Consider the following 16,213-nt stretch of genomic DNA (forward strand, 5'->3'; position numbering starts at 1 on the left):
ACCACATCATGGCTGACCAGTCCACACCCGAGGCTCCCGCACCGGGAGCGGATTCCACGGGCACTGCGGATTCCGCGAGTGCCCCGGGTTCTGGGGGCTCCCCGAGTTCCGGGGGCTCCCCGAGTTCCGCGCGTGCTTCAGGCTCCGCGGGTGCCCCGGGGAGCACTTCTTCGGAGCGCACCGCGCCATCGGCGTCCTCCACGGGCGCCTCCTCCCCGAAGGGGGCACCTCTCGGAGAGGCGTCCCCTTCGGGAGGGGCCTTTTCGCGGCGGCGTCTGCTGGGCACCGCCGGGGCGACCGGGCTCGCGCTGGGCGCCGTGGGCGGAGCCGCCGGATACGCGGCCGCGCCCTCGGCCGACACGACCACGCCGCTCAGCTCCGTCGGCGCGGACCAGGTGATGTTTCACGGGAAACATCAGCCCGGAATCACCACCGCCCTCCAGGCCCGCGGGCACCTCGTCACGTTCGACCTGGCCGCCGGCGCGGGCCGAAGGGAAGCTGCCGCGCTGCTGCGACGCTGGTCGGAGACCGCCCGGCGGCTGATGGCGGGCGAAGCGTCCGCACAGGACGACACGGACGTGGCGCGCGACGCGGGACCCTCGTCCCTGACGGTCACGTTCGGCTTCGGGTACAGCTTCTTCGCCCGTACGGGGCTGGAGAAGCAGCGCCCGGACGCGCTGGACCCGCTGCCCGACTTCTCCTCCGACCACCTCGACAAGGCGCGCAGCAACGGCGACCTGTGGGTACAGATCGGTGCCAACGACGCGCTGGTCGCCTTCCACGCCCTGCGCGCGATCCAGAAGGACGCGGGCAGCGCGGCACGCGTCCGCTGGCAGATGAACGGCTTCAACCGCTCGCCGGGCGCCACCGCCCAGCCCATGACGGCCCGCAACCTCATGGGCCAGATCGACGGCACCCGCAACCCGAAACCGACCGACACCGACTTCGACCAGCGCATCTTCGTGCCCGCGTCCGGCTCCGGCGACCCGGCGTGGATGGCGAACGGCTCCTACGCGGTCGTGCGCCGTATCCGCATGCTCCTCGACGACTGGGAGACACTCTCGCTCAAGGACCAGGAGGACGTCATCGGGCGGAAGAAGTCCACCGGCGCACCCCTGTCCGGCGGCAGCGAGACGACCGAGCCGGACCTGGAGAAGACCGACCCCGGAGGCAGGCTGATCATCCCGATCAATGCCCACGCCCGGATCACACGCCCCGACCAGAACGGCGGCGCGGCCATGCTGCGCCGCCCCTTCTCCTTCCACGACGGCATCGACACGGACGGGGTGCCCGACGCGGGCCTGCTCTTCGTCTGCTGGCAGGCCGACCCGCTGCGCGGCTTCGTCCCGGTGCAGCGCAAGCTCGACCGGGGGGACGCCCTGTCGAAGTACATCCGTCACGAGGCGAGCGGCCTGTTCGCGGTTCCGGGTGGGGCCGCAGAGGGCGAGTACGTGGGACAGCGGCTGCTGGAGGGGTGAGGGGCCGCCCCGCGGGGCACTCACGGGCGCACTATGGGGGTACTCACGGGTGCGCTTCCGTGGGAGCCCCGCGCAGGCGCGAGGGCGCTCGCGCGCCGGTCATCGCCCTCCGGGGTGGTGGGACCGGGAAGCGTGCGCCGGGATCCGCAAGGCCCATTAGGGTGAGGCCATGCCAGCCAGTTACGCGTACCTCGGTCCCGAGGGCACCTTCACCGAGGTCGCCCTGCGCACTCTGCCGGAGGCGGCGACCCGTGAGCTCGTCCCCATGGTGTCCGTGCCCGCCGCACTCGACGCCGTCCGCAACGGCGAGGCCGAGGCCGCGTTCGTACCGATCGAGAACTCCGTCGAGGGCGGCATCACGACCACGCTCGACGAGCTGGTCGCCGGCGCCCCGCTGATGATCTACCGCGAGGTGCTCCTCTCCATCGCCTTCGCCCTGCTGGTCAGGCCCGGCACGAAGGTGTCGGAGATCAAGACGGTCACCGCGCACCCGGCCGCCCAGCCGCAGGTCCGTAACTGGATGAAGGCCAACCTGCCGCCCGACGTCGTCTGGGAGTCGGCGGCATCGAACGCGGACGGCGCCCGGCTCGTCCAGGAGGGCCGGTACGACGCGGCCTTCGCGGGCGAGTTCGCGGCGGCCAGGTACGGCCTGGAGCCCCTGGAGAGCGGGATCCACGACGCGGAGAACGCCCAGACCCGCTTCGTGCTCGTCGGCCGCCCCGCCCGCCCCGCGGCACCCACCGGCGCGGACAAGACCTCGGTGGTCATCTGGCAGCGCGACGACCACCCGGGGGGGCTGCGCGACCTGCTGGGCGAGTTCGCCGTGCGGGGCGTCAACCTGATGCTGCTGCAGTCCCGTCCGACCGGCCAGGGCATCGGCAACTACTGCTTCGCCATCGACGCGGAAGGACACATCTCCGACCGGCGAGTGGCGGAGGCCCTGATGGGGCTCAAGCGGATCTGTCTGGAGGTGCGGTACCTCGGGTCGTACCCGCGCGCGGACGCCACCGTGAAGGACGTCCGCACCCCGCTGGCGGGGACGTCCGACGCGGAATTCGTTACGGCCGCGGACTGGGTGGCGCGCTGCCAGGACGGCAGGTTCTAGGTCGCGCCCCCGGGCCGACTGGGCGACGCTTTCGGGCCACCTTCAGGACGCCTCCGGTTCGCCCCGCGGACGCTTCCCAGAGGGAGCGATTCCGGTTGTGCACAGCCCCTCACAACCAGTCCTACCTGCTGATTTTCTCAATCCGCAGAAGTTATCCACAGGTTCGCTTCTCGACCTGGGGACAAGTCGACAGGGCAATGCCGCATCGTCGACAAATCTCCCTATCGGGACCAACTTCGCCTCCAGCCCCACAGATCACCCTTCGTCCACCCATTTCCCTCAGGCGATCCTTTGAGGCGACCCATTTCCACTCGAAAGTAGGTATGGAGATGGTTTGAGCCGGGAATTCTCCGCTTCGCGCACCACCCTCGAAATGATCACGAAGGAAGTCCACAGATCTTTCGCACAGCCTGTGGATAACTTCCCCGAGGCTGTGGATTCCTGTGGACAGCCGATCACCAAGTCCCGTTCCCCACAAGGGAATAGAGTCAACGAGGGACTTCAACGCCACCCTCTTTCAGGGAGTCGATCTCCTTTCGCTTGACGCCCCACAGCGACTCCTGCGGCGACTCCACGGCGACCTCCACAGGGGCAACATTCCAGGCAAAAGCCCACAAAGGTCGCGTATTGCAATTTCAAGTCGTGGGCCGGAAGCGTGCACCGGTAGCCTTGAGGCGTGATTGACCTTCGCCTTCTCCGTGAGGACCCCGACCGTGTGCGTGCCTCGCAGCGCGCCCGTGGAGAGGACGTCGCGCTCGTCGACGCCCTCCTGTCTGCCGACGAGCGGCGCAGGTCGTCCGGCGTCCGCTTCGACGAGCTCCGCGCCGAGCAGAAGACGCTCGGCAAGCTGATCCCCAAGGCCTCGGGCGACGAGAAGGCCGAGCTGCTGAAGAAGGCGAGTCAGCTGGCCGCCGACGTCAAGACGGCGGACGCCGAGCGCGACGCGGCCGCGACCGAGACCCAGGAGCTGCTCCTCCGGCTCGGCAACCTCGTGCACCCCGACGTACCCGTCGGCGGCGAGGAGGACTTCGTCACGCTGGAGACGCACGGCGAGATCCGCGACTTCGCAGCCGAGGGCTTCGAGCCCAAGGACCACCTGGAGCTCGGCCAGATCCTCGCCGCGATCGACGTCGAGCGCGGCGCGAAGGTCTCGGGCTCGCGCTTCTACTTCCTCACCGGTGTCGGCGCCCTCCTGGAGCTGGCCCTCGTGAACGCGGCGATGGCGCAGGCCACGGCCGCCGGGTTCACCCCGATGCTGACCCCTGCGCTGGTCCGCCCGCAGTCGATGGCAGGCACCGGCTTCCTCGGCCAGGCAGCCCAGGACGTCTACCACTTCGACAAGGACGACCTCTACCTCGTCGGCACCTCCGAGGTCCCGCTGGCCGCGTACCACATGGACGAGATCCTCGACGGCGACCGCCTCCCGCTGCGCTATGCCGGCTTCTCCCCGTGCTTCCGCCGTGAGGCCGGTTCGCACGGCAAGGACACGCGCGGCATCTTCCGCGTTCACCAGTTCGACAAGGTCGAGATGTTCTCGTACGTCGCTCCGGAGGACTCGCAGGCCGAGCACCAGCGCCTGCTGGAGTGGGAGAAGCAGTGGCTGACCTCGCTGGAGCTGCCGTTCCGCGTGATCGACGTGGCGAGCGCCGACCTGGGCGCCTCCGCCTCTCGCAAGTTCGACTGCGAGGCGTGGATCCCGACCCAGGGCAAGTACCGCGAGCTGACCTCGACCTCGGACTGCACCGAGTTCCAGTCCCGTCGTCTGTCGATCCGCCTCCGTGACGGCACGACGGTCCGCCCGCTGGCGACGCTGAACGGCACGCTCTGCGCCGTCCCGCGCACGATCGTCGCGATCCTGGAGAACCACCAGCAGGCCGACGGTTCCGTGCGGGTGCCCGAGGTGCTGCGCCCCTACCTGGGCGGCCGCGAGGTCCTGGAACCGGTAGCCAAGTGAGCGAGGCCGCTCCCCAGGACCTCCCGTACAAGCTGATCGCGACCGACCTCGACGGGACACTGCTGCGCTCCGACGACACGGTCTCGGAGCGCACGCGCGCGGCACTCGCCGCCGCCACGGCGGCGGGCGCCGCGCACATCGTCGTCACGGGACGCTCAGTGCCGTGGACGAAGCACATCCTGGACGACCTCGACTACCGCGGACTCGCGGTCTGCGGCCAAGGGGCGCAGGTGTACCACGCGGGTGAGCACAGGCTGCTCACCTCCGTGACCCTTGACCGGCAGCTCGCGACACTGGCCCTGGCCAAGATCGAGGCAGAGGTCGGACCCCTGCTGCTGGCCGCGAGCCGTGACGGCCTGGACGGCGAAGTACTCGTCGGCCCCGGCTACCGCGTCCACGACGGCCCGCTGCCCTACCAGCCGATACGGGACGCGGCGGACCTCTGGGCCGCACCCCTGAACAAGGTGTACGTCCAGCACCCGACCCTCTCCGACGACGAACTCGCCGATACGGCCCGCCAGATCGCGGGTGGCCTGGTGGGAGTCGTCATGGCGGGCGAGGGCATAGTGGAGATCCTCCCCCTCGGCCTGACCAAGGCCACCGGTCTCTCCCTGGCCGCCCGCCGCCTCGGCTTCCGCGCCGCCGACACCCTCGCCTTCGGCGACATGCCCAACGACATCCCCATGTTCGCCTGGGCAGCACACAGCGTCGCCATGGCCAACGCCCACGAGGAACTCAAAGCCATCGCCGACGAGGTGACGTCCTCCAACGATGAGGACGGCATCGCGCTGGTCCTGGAACGGTTGCTGGGCTAGGGCCCTTCTGATGCATCTCCGTGGAGGAAGGAGCGGCGTCCGGTGCGTGCTCCCCCACTGCCCTCAAAGGGCGTGGGGACCCCCAGGCGTGCGGAGTGAAGGGTCATGTGGCGGAGCCACCTGTCCCTCCGCGCCGTGCGGCGAGTGGGAGTACCTCCCACGCCCTTAAGGCAGTGGGGGAGCGTGCCGGACGCCGCGACGCCGCGGAGATCCATCAGAAGGGCCCGAGGACCGACGAGTCACAGTCGAAGTCGCCAAGGCGGGGTGCGGACCGACGGGTGCGCCCCGCTCCGGGGCCGAACTCGGCATGGGTCGGGTGTGCCGAGGAGGCTCCGGCGTGCCGAGGAAGGTCGCTTGTGCCGAGGACGCAATGGCCGGGGGCGGCGCGCTGGTCGTAGCAGGGCTGATGCCGTGGACTTGCCCACTCTCGTTCTCACCCGCCCGCGTGTTTCTTCCCATCCGCGTGCCCGAGAAGGCGCCCACACCGGGCCGTGCGTCAGGGGGAAGCACCACTGTGGCTCGGCGGACCTGAACCCGCCGAGCCACTGGGCGAAGGCCCGGGTAGGGCGGCCCGCGCGGGATCGCGCGCTCGAAGCGGCCGCCCCGGGCAGCTCCCCGTGCGGGAAGGGCTCGACGGAGAGGCAGCTCTCCGGAGCCCGCCGCGGGCTGCCCTGTCGGGAGTCTGACGCATGGACGCGCCGGACCCCGCTCCCAGATGGTGACGCCGGCTCACACCGGCTCGGGGACAGATCCACTGTGACGGTTGCACCAAGTCGGACGCCACCGAATAAACCGGCACCCAGCAGTCGAAAGCCCCCTGCCGACGGGCGGCCCCGCCAACGCGCGCCCCGGCCGACAGCGACCCTGCCGACCACGACCCGGCCAATCAGCCACCGGTGGCCCGACCGAGATTTCTACCGGCGACGCCACTTCCGTCGGCGCGCCTTGCTGAAGAACCAGCCCGCGGGCGGCTCGTCGGACCGCCAGGGCTGAGGATCGGGTGCCTGCCTGCGCCAGCGGGCGGCGAGCATCCTGGCCCGCGCGGACGGCTCGGACGTTTCCGCGGACCGTATGAAGTCCTCGTCCAACACCACGTCGTCCCAGACCTCACCGGACCCGGCGCGGGCCCCGGCGTCGGCTCCCGATGCCTTCTCGGCATCGCCCTTCGGCTCCTCCGCTGCCATCCCCGTCCTCCTGGTCGTCCATCCCCTTTGCCCAGTGTGCCCGGACACGTGTGAAGCCCCCGTCAAGGCCCGGAGCCCTCCGGGTGTGGGTCCTCACGCGAAGGGAGTCCCACGCGCGCGGAGTCCGCCCACACCCTCGGGGCGCCCGGTCACTCCTCCCCGGCCAGCTTCAGCGTTCGCAGCTTCTGGCCCGCGTACCAGGTCGCTCCCGCGGTGACCGCCGCCAGCAGGATCACCGCGGTCGGCAGTCCGACGTCCGAGGTGACGAGATCTCCGCCGGCGACCTTCTGGGCGACCGCGAGGGCCCACTGCTGGACGCTGAGCGTGCGTGCACCGGACACCAGGGAGCCGAAAAGGGCCTCCCAGACGAGCGCGTAGACGAGGCCGAAGACGACCGCGTGCCGTGTCACCGTGCCCAACAGGAGGAAGAGCGCCGCGTACGCGATCGACGCGACCAGGGCAGCCACCGTGTACGCGACCGCTATCTGCTGGCCGTTGCCGTTGAGGATCAGGCCGGCGACGAAGGTCGGGACCGCCGAGAACACCATCGTCACGGCGATCGCCACGATCAGCTTGGTGAAGATGATCGCCGGCCGCTTCACGGGCTTGGACAGCAGGTACACCACCGAACCGTCGTCAATCTCGGGTCCGATCGCACCTGTTCCCGCAATGACGCCGATGATCGGCACCATAGTGGCGAGTGCGAACCCGCCGAGGACGTCGGCGGCCACCTGATCGTCGGCGCCGCTGAAGGCTCGCACGGCCGCCGAGATCACGATCAGCAGCACGGGCAGCGCGCCAAGGATGAGGGCCCGACGGCGGCCGAGCAGGGCCCGGTAGGTGAGCCGGGCGACTGTGGGGTCGTACATCTTCGGCCTCCTACGCCGCGACCAGATACGAGAAGACGGACTCAAGGGACTCGTCCGACGGCGAGACCGTCAGCAGGCGGATGCCGTGGTCCCTGGCCACGCGGGGCAGCAGCGCCGTGAAGCGACCGAAGTCGACGGCCTGGATCAGCAGCGCACCCTCGGCCCGATCCACCTCGATGCCCGCGGTCGACGGGTCCGCGATCAGCGCGGCCGCCAGGGCCCGGTCGTCGCTGGAGCGCACCAGGTAGCGGTGCGGGCGGTCGGTCATCAGGCGGCGGATGCGGCGGAAGTCACCGCTCGCCGCGTGCCGCCCGGCGACGATCACCTCGATGTGGGCGGCGAGTTGCTCGACCTCTTCGAGGATGTGGGACGAGAACAGCACCGTGCGACCCTCGTCGCCCATGCGTCGCAGCAGGTCCATGAGCTGCATCCGCTGACGCGGGTCCATGCCGTTGAACGGCTCGTCCAGCAGGAGCAGCGACGGGTCGTGGACGAGGGCGCTCGCCATCTTCACGCGCTGTCGCATGCCCTTGGAGTACGTCGAGATCCTGCGGTCCTGCGCGTACTCCATCTCGACGGTGGCGAGGGCCCGCGTGGCGGCCTTCTCACCGAGACCGTGCAACTCGGCGTTGGCGACGACGAATTCGCGGCCCGTGAGGAAGTCGTACATCGCCTCGCGCTCGGGGACGATGCCGATGTGCTTGTAGATCTGCTCGTTGCGCCAGACCGGCTTGCCGTCGAGCGTGATGGAGCCCGTGGACGGGGCGAGGAAGCCGCCCATCATGTTGATGAGGGTGGACTTTCCGGCACCGTTCGGGCCGAGCAGGCCGGTGACTCCGGGGCCGACCGTCATGGTGATGTCGTTGACGGCGACCACGTTGCCGAACCAGCGGGAGACGTGGTCGATGCTGAGCGTGGTCACCCGAACCTCCGGATATTCCGGCTCTGGGCGCTGCGCGGCCCGGAACTGCGGTACGCCCGCGGCGTGCTGAGCGAGAACCAAGCTGGCACAACACCCTCCATTCCATTGGGGAACCGGGCTGGTTCCAACCCGGCTGGTGTTGATCGTGTAGGACTCGATCGCTCGCTGAGCGGCCGAGCGGCGTGAGCCAGGAATCCTCCTCGTTCGCGAGGGGGAGGGTTCAAAGTCCCGCCTTTCGGTAGCGGCGCATCAGGAGGCCGTAGCTTGCGGCGATGAGACCGACGACGGCGAGGATGTACACGACACCCTCGCCGTTCGACGGGCCGATGCCCCCGGGGAACGCCGAGTTCGCGCCCAGGAAGGCGGACTGCACCCCGTCTATGAGCGTGATGGGCGAGAACAGGCCGATCCAGGCGATGGCTCCGGTGCTGGTCTGCGCGTCCGCGATGGCCTGGAGCGTGGATACAGCGCCGTAGGAGATGGTCAGTACGGCGATCACGGCCGCGATGCCGAAGCCTCGGCGCGGGGTGACCGAGGCGATGACCAGGCCGAGGCCGGCGAAGAGCAGCGAGAGCAGTGCCACGGAAACCAGTCCCTGTGCGAATCCCTTGGTCTGGTCGGTGAAGTCGAGCTTGGCCAGCAGCGCGCCCACATAGAGGACGAGCAGCGGCGCGGCCGTCAGGATGAACAGCGCCGAGGCCAGCGCCGCGTACTTCGCGCGCACGTAGTCGGCGGTCTCGATGGGGCGTGAGAAGTACAGCGGTACGGTCTTGAAGCGCAGGTCGCGCGACACGGCCTGGGGTGCCTGGGAAGCCACGTACAGGCCGATCATGGCCTGCATGATGATGGCGTAGCGCGTGTAGTCGACGGGCAGGTCGTTCGCTTTCGTGGTGACCGCGACCGCCACCATGATCAGCGCGGGGACGCACATCACCACGAACAGCAGCATCGGCAGCACTTTGGACTTGGCCGAACGGCCCAGCCCGTACGCACCGCGCAGGGACTGCGAGTAGAGGGAGCGGCGGGCGTATGCGCGGCCCAGGCGGGGGCCCTCGTAGCTGCGGTAGCCGATGTCGTGGATGCGGGTCTGCTCACCCGCGCGCACCATGGCCGGTGCCTGTGGCTGCTCAACCGCCATGGCCGACCGCCTCCTTCCGTGCGTCCGATGCGGTGGCCTGGGCTTCCGCCCGCTCGTCGTCCTTGAAGACCTCCGCGATGTGGTGCCTTCGCTGCTCCATGCGGACCAGGCCGAGGCCGAGGTCGGCGACCACGTCGCGCACGAGGTCGTACGTCTGCTCTCCCTGCGCGGTGAGCAGGAGGATGTGTCCCGCCCCGGGGAGGCCGTCGCCCTGGTGGGTCTCCACCCCGCGCGCGTGGAGCGCCTCGCGCATCACCCGGGTGCCGTCCGGGTGCTCGTCGGTGTCGGTGACCTCGATCGCGAGCGTGGTTGTGGTCTGTGTGAAGTCCGTGGTGGAGCTGGAGCGCAGGAGTTTGCCGCCGTCGATGACGACCACGTGGTCGCAGGTGCGCTCCAGCTCGCCCAGCAGGTGGGACGTGACCAGGACCGAGATGCCGAAGTCGGTGTGGATGCGGCGGATCAGGCCGAGCATCTCGTCGCGGCCGACCGGGTCGAGGCCGTTGGTCGGCTCGTCCAGGAAGACCAGCTGCGGGTCGTGGACGAGGGCCTGGGCGAGCTTGACGCGCTGCTTCATACCCGTCGAGTAGCCGCCTATGGGGCGGTAACGCTCCTCGTACAGGCCGACGTGGCGCAGCGTGTCCGCGGTGCGCTCGCGCGCGGCGGTGGGAGGGAGGCCGGACATGCGGGCCATGTGCACGACGAACTCGGTGGCCGAGACGTCGGGGGGCAGGCAGTCGTGCTCCGGCATGTACCCAACCCGCTCGCGGATGGCGCCGCCTTTGGTGGCGACATCGAGTCCGAGCACTTCGGCACGGCCCTCGGTGGCGGGGGACAGACCCAGCAGGATCTTGATCAGTGTGGACTTGCCAGCCCCGTTGGCACCGACGAGTCCGGTCACACCGGGCCCGACGTCCACGGAGAGCCGGTCAAGCGCGGTTACCCTCGGGAACCGCTTGCTCAGGCTTTCGGTCGCGATCACAGTCACGCCTTCGACGCTAGTGGCACGGGCCACAGCCGGTCGTCACCCCGCAGAGCTGTCTGCGAGTCACTCTGGAGTATTACGGGCCCGTAAGGGTCACCCTGAGGTCGAACAACCGCGCAGGGCCGGCGGGCATCGGCGGGCGGGGCCTCGACCGCCGTCATCTCGGCAGATGGGCCGGAGCGGCCAGCCAGGCCTGCGGAGGCCGGCCAGGCCTGCGTGCTCAGCCAGGTCCGTGACATCGATGAGGTCGCGCCGAGTTCGGTGAGTGCGGCCACGGACGGTTATCCACAGGCCGCCCGCACGGCTGTTGACGCAGCCGCCGGCCATTGTCACATTCGTCAGTGTCACGTTACGGACACGTACCGCAGTCACTGAACCCGGGTTGTGACATGGCTGTGGCAGCGGAACTGCCCGTGTGCGCGGCGCTGGGCGCCCAGTGAGGCTGTGCGGGCGCACCGCCTACCGCACATGTGGCGCCGGGCCGAGAAGGGATACGCATGAGCGACAGGGAACAGGTGTCGGGCGGCAGCCTCGACGGCGCGCGGGAGCGGCGCGTGCGGTCGGGCGACGTCGAGCTGTGCGTCGCCGAGCTGGGCGACCCGCACCAGCCCACGGTCGTCCTCGTCCACGGCTACCCCGACTCCAAGGAGGTGTGGTCCGAGCTCGCACCGCGCCTGGCCGGCCGCTTCCACGTCGTCCTGTACGACGTCCGCGGGCACGGCAGGTCGACGGCTCCGCAGCCGCTGCGCGGCGGGTTCACCTTGGAGAGACTGACGGACGACTTCCGGGCGGTCGTGGACGCGGTCAGCCCGGGGCGGCCCGTGCACCTGGTGGGGCACGACTGGGGTTCGGTGCAGGGCTGGGAGTTTGTGACCGTCGGGCGCACCGAGGGCCGGATCGCGTCCTTCACCTCGATGTCCGGGCCCTCCCTCGACCACTTCGGGCACTGGATCAAGCAGCGGGTGAAACGTCCGACGCCGCGCAGAGTGGGCCAGCTCCTCGGCCAGGGCGCCAGGTCCTGGTACATCTACCTGCTGCACACTCCGGCTCTGCCCGAGCTCGCCTGGCGCGGCCCCCTCGGCAAGCGGTGGCCCCGGATGCTCCAGCGGACCGAGAGGCTCCCCGCGGGCGACTACCCGACCCCTTCGCTGAGCACGGACGCGGCGCACGGCACGTGGCTGTACCGGGACAACGTCCGGGCGCGGTTCTCGCGCCCCCGTGACGACGCGTACGCACACGCGCCCGTACAGCTCATCACGCCCTTGCGGGACGCGTTCCTGTCGGAGCGGCTCTACGACGGGCTGGAGCTGTGGGTTCCGCAGCTGACCCGTCGCACGCTCCCGGCCAAACACTGGATCCCCCGGACGCGCCCCGATCAGCTGGCCGCCTGGATCACCGACTTCGTCACGGCCACCGAGGACGGCAGACCCGCTCCGGCGGCCACCGGGAAGTACGCCGACCGGTTCAGCGGGCAGTTGGTGCTGGTCACCGGCGCGGGCAGCGGCATAGGGCGGGCCACCGCCTTGGCGTTCGCCGAGGCCGGCGCGCGCGTGGTGGCCGTCGACCGGGACGCGGAGGGCGCGGCCCGCACGGCGGAGCGGTCCCGCCTGACCGGCGCTCCCGAGGCATGGGCCGAACCAGTCGACGTCTCCGACGAGCAGGCCATGGAGCAGCTCGCCCAGAGGGTCGCCAAGCGGTACGGCGTGGTGGACGTGCTGGTGAACAACGCCGGGATCGGCCTGTCGGGGTCCTTCCTCGACACCACCCCCGAGGACTGGAAGAAGGTTCTCGACGTCAACCTGGGGGGCGTTGTCCACGGATGTCGGCTCTTCGGCCGGCAGATGGCCGAGCGCGGCCAGGGCGGCCATATCGTCAACATCGCGTCGGCGGCAGCGTACCTGCCGTCGAAGACGTTGCCCGCCTACAGCACCTCCAAGGCCGCCGTCCTGATGCTCAGTGAGTGCCTGCGCGCGGAGCTGGCCGGCCACGGCATCGGGGTGTCGGCGATCTGCCCGGGGTTCGTGAACACCAACATCACCTCGACCGCCCGCTTCGCGGGCGTCGACGCCGACGAGGAGAAGCGGCGCCGGAAGAAAGCCGCGCGGCTGTACGGACTGCGCAACTACCCGCCGGAGAAGGTCGCGGATGCGATCCTGCGCGCCGTCGTGCGCAATGAGGCTGTTGTCCCGGTCACCCCGGAGGCCCGCGGCGGCCGTCTTCTGTCCCGCTTCGCGCCGAAAGCTCTGCACGCGATCGCACGACTGGAGCCGCCGTTGTGAACGGTCTTCAGGGAGCCGGGCACCTGGGGGATTCCCGCGCAAGGCTGCCGAGTACGGGGAGCCGAGTACGGGGATACGGAAAGGCAGGGACGGTGAACGACGAGTCCGTCGGCATCGCGTATCGCATAGAGGACCTGGCGCACCACAGCGGCGCCGCGGTCCGGACGATCCGCGCCTACCAGGACCGCGGGCTGCTCCCCAGCCCTGAGCGCCGGGGCCGGGCCAATGTGTACTCGGACGACCTCGATCAAGGAGCTCCATGGCCGCGGGTGCGAGGCCTGGGACACGGGACGCGGCCTCGGCGGCATACTCGGCCTGGTCGCCGAGGCCGACGGTCCCTGCACCGACGCGGAGGCAGCCGGGGCAGCGACGCTCGTACAACATCAGGGGCCGCTCGAACGCCGGCTGCCGAACGGGAGGCGCCGGCAAGAGCCTTGGACTCACTCTCGGCAAATCACACCAAACGGGATAAGTTTTGCGAAATCACCTGAATGATCAATCGAGTTGTCCACAGGCTCGCCAAATCGCCTGTGGATAACCGTACTTGGCTGTGGATCAAACATCCCGATCAAAATCACGTGCGTGATACGCGTCTCTCCAGGCACGCTGGCGGGATGGGCGAGATGATCGGGATGAAAGAGCGAACGGACGAGACGGATGGATGATCGCCGCACCGTCAAGGTGTCGAAGTACCTGTCGAAGCACCTGCGCCACCAGCCCGAGCGGATCGGACTCACGCTCGGCGACGGCGGCTGGATCGAGATCGACACCCTGATCGCGGCGGCCGCCGTACACGGCTTCCGGATCACCAGAGCCGAGCTCGACCACGTGGTCGCCACCAACCACAAACAGCGCTTCGCCGTCGAGGGCACCCGGATCCGCGCCAGCCAGGGCCACACCGTCGAGGTGGACCTCGGCCTGCCCACGGCCACACCACCGCCGTACCTCTACCACGGGACGGTGGCCCGCAGTCTGGACGCCATCCGGGCCGAGGGGCTGCGTGCCATGAACCGGCACGACGTGCACCTCTCGCCCGACCGCGAGACCGCCACCCGCGTCGGCGCCCGCCGCGGGCGTCCCGTCGTGCTCTCCGTGGATGCCGGCACCATGCACCGCGACGGCCACGTGTTCCGCGTCAGCGACAACGGGGTGTGGCTCACCGAGGCCGTACCACCGCGGTACCTGCGCTTTCCCCAGCCGCACTGATCACGCTGCCACCGCCCACGCTCCGCCATCGAGTCTCGGCCGTCGAGCTGGGCCGTCGGGCCTCGGCGGATGGTGAAGCCCGTCAGCCCAGTTGTGCGACCGCCTCCGTGGCGATGCGTTCGAAGACGCCCTCGTCCGCGGCGAAGTCCGAGTCGGGGACGGGCCAGTGGATCACGATCTCGGTGAAGCCCAGCTCCCTGTGCTTGCCGGCGAAGTCGACGAAGGCGCCGAGGGACTCCAGCGGACGGCCGCGGTCCGGGGTGAAACCGGTGAGCAGGATCTTGTCCATGGCGTTGGCGTCGCGGCCGGCGTCCGCACACGCCTTGCCCAGCTTCTCGACCTGGTCGCGCAGGACCCGCCGGGACTGCTCGGGAGTACCCGTCTCGTACAGCTTGGGGTCACCCGTGGTCACCCACGCCTGCCCGTGGCGCGCGGCGAGCCGCAGCCCTCGCGGGCCGGTGGCGGCCACTGCGAAGGGCAGCCGGGGGCGCTGCACACAGCCGGGGATGTTGCGCGCCTCATGCGCCGAGTAGAAGTCGCCGGTGTACGAGACACCGTTCGTCCCGTCCTCGGTCAGCAGCCGGTCGAGCAGCGAAACGCACTCGGCGAAACGGTCGGCGCGCTCTCTCGGTGTCCAGGGTTCCTGCCCGAGCACGGTGGCGTCGAAGCCGTTGCCGCCCGCGCCGATGCCCAGCGTGATCCGGCCGCCGGAGATGTCATCGAGCGAGATCAGCTCCTTGGCGAGGGTCACGGGGTGCCTGAAATTGGGCGACGTGACGAGGGTGCCCAAGCGCATCCGTTCCGTGACACCCGCGGCGGCCGTCAGCGTCGGCATCGCCCCGAACCACGGGCCGTCGCGGAACGAGCGCCAGGAGAGGTGGTCGTAGGTGTACGCGGTGTGGAACCCGAGCTGCTCGGCCCGCTGCCACGCGTCGCGCCCGCCTTCGTGCCAGCGGCGGTACGGGAGGATCACGGTGCTCAGGCGCAGACTCATGGTTCAGAGCCTACGGTGCTGCTCGCCGCTTCTGAGAAATACCCGGCGTACAGCATGTTCCTGCCCCACGAGTGCCGGGCCGGAGTGCGGCGCTGCCCGCGACCGCGGCGGCCTCCGCCCAGAGGGTGGCGCCGCGCGCTCGGTGTCGTCGCTGGTCACAGCGGTGCCGGACCTCAGCAGGACCTTGGTCATCGGAGTCACGGTCACGCCCCTGAGGGGGCAGAATCACTCACCCGTGCGGACCCCCGCACTGGCGTGCAGGCATATGCGCGAGAATGAGTCCGTGACCTCAGCGACGAGACAGCCCGCGACCCCGGCCCCGACCGTCCCGCCCCGACTGATCGCCACGGACCTCGACGGCACACTCCTGCGCGACGACAAGTCGGTGTCCGAGCGCACTGTCGCCGCTCTCGCGGCAGCCGAGGAGGCGGGCATCGAGGTCTTCTTCGTCACCGGCCGCCCGGCCCGCTGGATGGACGTCGTCAGCGACCACGTCCACGGACATGGCCTGGCGATCTGCGGCAACGGTGCCGCTGTGGTCGACCTGCACGGCGGTCCCGGCACCCACCGCTTCGTCAAGATCCGCGAGCTCATGCGGGAGAACGCGCTCGACGCGGTACAACTGCTGCGCGCGGCCGCGCCGGGAACCGTGTATGCCGTCGAGCAGACCTACGGCTTCCACCAGGAGCCGGGGTATCCGAAGCTGCACATGGAGATCCCCGACACCCTCGCGCCCGCGGAGAAGCTGCTGGCGCCGGACGGGGTCGCCGCCGACGAGCCGGTGCTCAAGATCCTCGCGTACCACTCCGAGATCGACCCCGACGACTTCCTCGCCACCGCTCGCATCGCCGTCGGTGACCGGGCCACCATCACCCGCTCCAGCCCCAGCGCGCTGCTGGAGATCAGCGGCCCCGGCGTCTCCAAGGCCAGCACGCTCGCGCTGTGCTGCGCCGAGCGCGGCATCTCCCACGAGGAGGTCGTCGCCTTCGGGGACATGCCGAACGACGTCGAGATGCTGACATGGGCGGGCCGGTCGTACGCCATGGGGAACGCGCACCCCGATGTGATCGCCGCGGCCTCGGGGCAGACCGTCGCCAACAACGAGGACGGAGTCGCTGTCGTGATCGAGCGGATCGTGGCGGAGCGGTTGCAGGCCGAGCGGTCGCAGGCGTAGCGGCCGCCCGGCCCGGGGCCATCGGTCGCGGCGGGAGACGACCGTTGGCCCAGGTGCGTCACCGTTGGTCCCCGTCCGTCGCAGAGCTCGACGCCGTACTTCTCTACTGCTTC

13 protein-coding genes and 1 pseudogene are annotated in these 16,213 nt (G+C 70.0%); 8 read left to right on the plus strand and 6 right to left on the minus strand.

Going from position 1 to position 16,213, the window contains the following annotated elements:
* The first annotated feature begins 8 nt into the window (after positions 1 to 8).
* From efeB to E0500_RS08530, 4 genes are all read left to right on the plus strand, one after another.
* Positions 9 to 1,478 carry an iron uptake transporter deferrochelatase/peroxidase subunit gene (gene efeB / locus E0500_RS08515; protein ID WP_131558521.1) on the plus strand — a complete coding sequence of 490 codons (1,470 nt, stop codon included), beginning with the start codon at positions 9 to 11 and terminating at the stop codon, positions 1,476 to 1,478.
* Positions 1,479 to 1,647: 169 nt separating this feature from the next.
* A complete protein-coding gene (gene pheA, locus E0500_RS08520) occupies positions 1,648 to 2,583 on the plus strand; it encodes a prephenate dehydratase (protein ID WP_131558519.1) in 936 nt (311 codons plus the stop codon).
* A gap of 676 nt (positions 2,584 to 3,259) precedes the next feature.
* A complete protein-coding gene (serS, locus tag E0500_RS08525; RefSeq protein ID WP_131558517.1) occupies positions 3,260 to 4,537 on the plus strand; it encodes a serine--tRNA ligase in 1,278 nt (425 codons plus the stop codon).
* Positions 4,534 to 5,352 (plus strand): HAD family hydrolase, encoded by an 819-nt coding sequence (locus tag E0500_RS08530; RefSeq protein ID WP_131558515.1) that lies wholly within the window; start codon positions 4,534 to 4,536, stop codon positions 5,350 to 5,352. The genes serS and E0500_RS08530 overlap by 4 nt, the downstream gene beginning before the upstream one ends.
* 914 nt (positions 5,353 to 6,266) lie before the next feature.
* On the opposite strand, the gene E0500_RS08535 is transcribed toward E0500_RS08530, so the two are convergent.
* The 5 genes from E0500_RS08535 to E0500_RS08555 form a co-directional block, all read right to left on the minus strand.
* A complete protein-coding gene (locus tag E0500_RS08535) occupies positions 6,267 to 6,536 on the minus strand; it encodes a hypothetical protein (RefSeq protein WP_131558513.1) in 270 nt (89 codons plus the stop codon).
* A 149-nt stretch (positions 6,537 to 6,685) separates the two neighbouring features.
* Positions 6,686 to 7,405: an ABC transporter permease gene (locus tag E0500_RS08540; RefSeq protein ID WP_131558511.1), complete on the minus strand. Its 720-nt coding sequence runs from the start codon at positions 7,403 to 7,405 to the stop codon at positions 6,686 to 6,688.
* A 10-nt stretch (positions 7,406 to 7,415) separates the two neighbouring features.
* On the minus strand, positions 7,416 to 8,327 hold the full coding sequence (locus tag E0500_RS08545) for an ABC transporter ATP-binding protein (protein ID WP_131558509.1): 912 nt from the start codon (positions 8,325 to 8,327) through the stop codon (positions 7,416 to 7,418).
* Positions 8,328 to 8,547: 220 nt separating this feature from the next.
* Positions 8,548 to 9,465: an ABC transporter permease gene (locus E0500_RS08550; protein ID WP_131558507.1), complete on the minus strand. Its 918-nt coding sequence runs from the start codon at positions 9,463 to 9,465 to the stop codon at positions 8,548 to 8,550.
* Positions 9,455 to 10,444, minus strand: a complete 990-nt coding sequence (locus E0500_RS08555; RefSeq protein ID WP_131558571.1) for an ABC transporter ATP-binding protein — start codon at positions 10,442 to 10,444, stop codon at positions 9,455 to 9,457. Before E0500_RS08555 ends, E0500_RS08550 begins: the two co-directional genes overlap by 11 nt.
* A 500-nt stretch (positions 10,445 to 10,944) precedes the next feature.
* Between E0500_RS08555 and E0500_RS08560 the strand changes: the two genes are divergently transcribed.
* From E0500_RS08560 to E0500_RS08570, 3 genes and pseudogenes are all read left to right on the plus strand, one after another.
* Positions 10,945 to 12,726 carry an SDR family oxidoreductase gene (locus E0500_RS08560; protein ID WP_131558505.1) on the plus strand — a complete coding sequence of 594 codons (1,782 nt, stop codon included), beginning with the start codon at positions 10,945 to 10,947 and terminating at the stop codon, positions 12,724 to 12,726.
* Between the two features lie 92 nt (positions 12,727 to 12,818).
* Positions 12,819 to 13,083, plus strand: a pseudogene (locus E0500_RS08565) (MerR family DNA-binding transcriptional regulator); the annotation flags it as partial.
* Positions 13,084 to 13,383: 300 nt separating this feature from the next.
* Complete coding sequence (locus tag E0500_RS08570) at positions 13,384 to 13,932, plus strand: RNA 2'-phosphotransferase (protein WP_131558504.1); 549 nt, start codon at positions 13,384 to 13,386, stop codon at positions 13,930 to 13,932.
* A gap of 82 nt (positions 13,933 to 14,014) precedes the next feature.
* Here the strand turns inward: E0500_RS08570 and E0500_RS08575 are convergent, their stop codons facing one another.
* Positions 14,015 to 14,926: an LLM class flavin-dependent oxidoreductase gene (locus E0500_RS08575; RefSeq protein ID WP_131558502.1), complete on the minus strand. Its 912-nt coding sequence runs from the start codon at positions 14,924 to 14,926 to the stop codon at positions 14,015 to 14,017.
* Positions 14,927 to 15,209: 283 nt separating this feature from the next.
* On the opposite strand from E0500_RS08575, the gene E0500_RS08580 reads away from it, so the two are divergent.
* The gene (locus tag E0500_RS08580) at positions 15,210 to 16,100 is read left to right on the plus strand and encodes an HAD family hydrolase (protein WP_165934836.1); all 891 of its coding nucleotides are present in this window, start codon (positions 15,210 to 15,212) and stop codon (positions 16,098 to 16,100) included.
* Positions 16,101 to 16,213: the final 113 nt, after the last annotated feature.

It is taken from the genome of Streptomyces sp. KM273126 (assembly GCF_004337435.2).
In the GTDB taxonomy this organism is placed as follows: domain Bacteria; phylum Actinomycetota; class Actinomycetes; order Streptomycetales; family Streptomycetaceae; genus Streptomyces; species Streptomyces acidicola.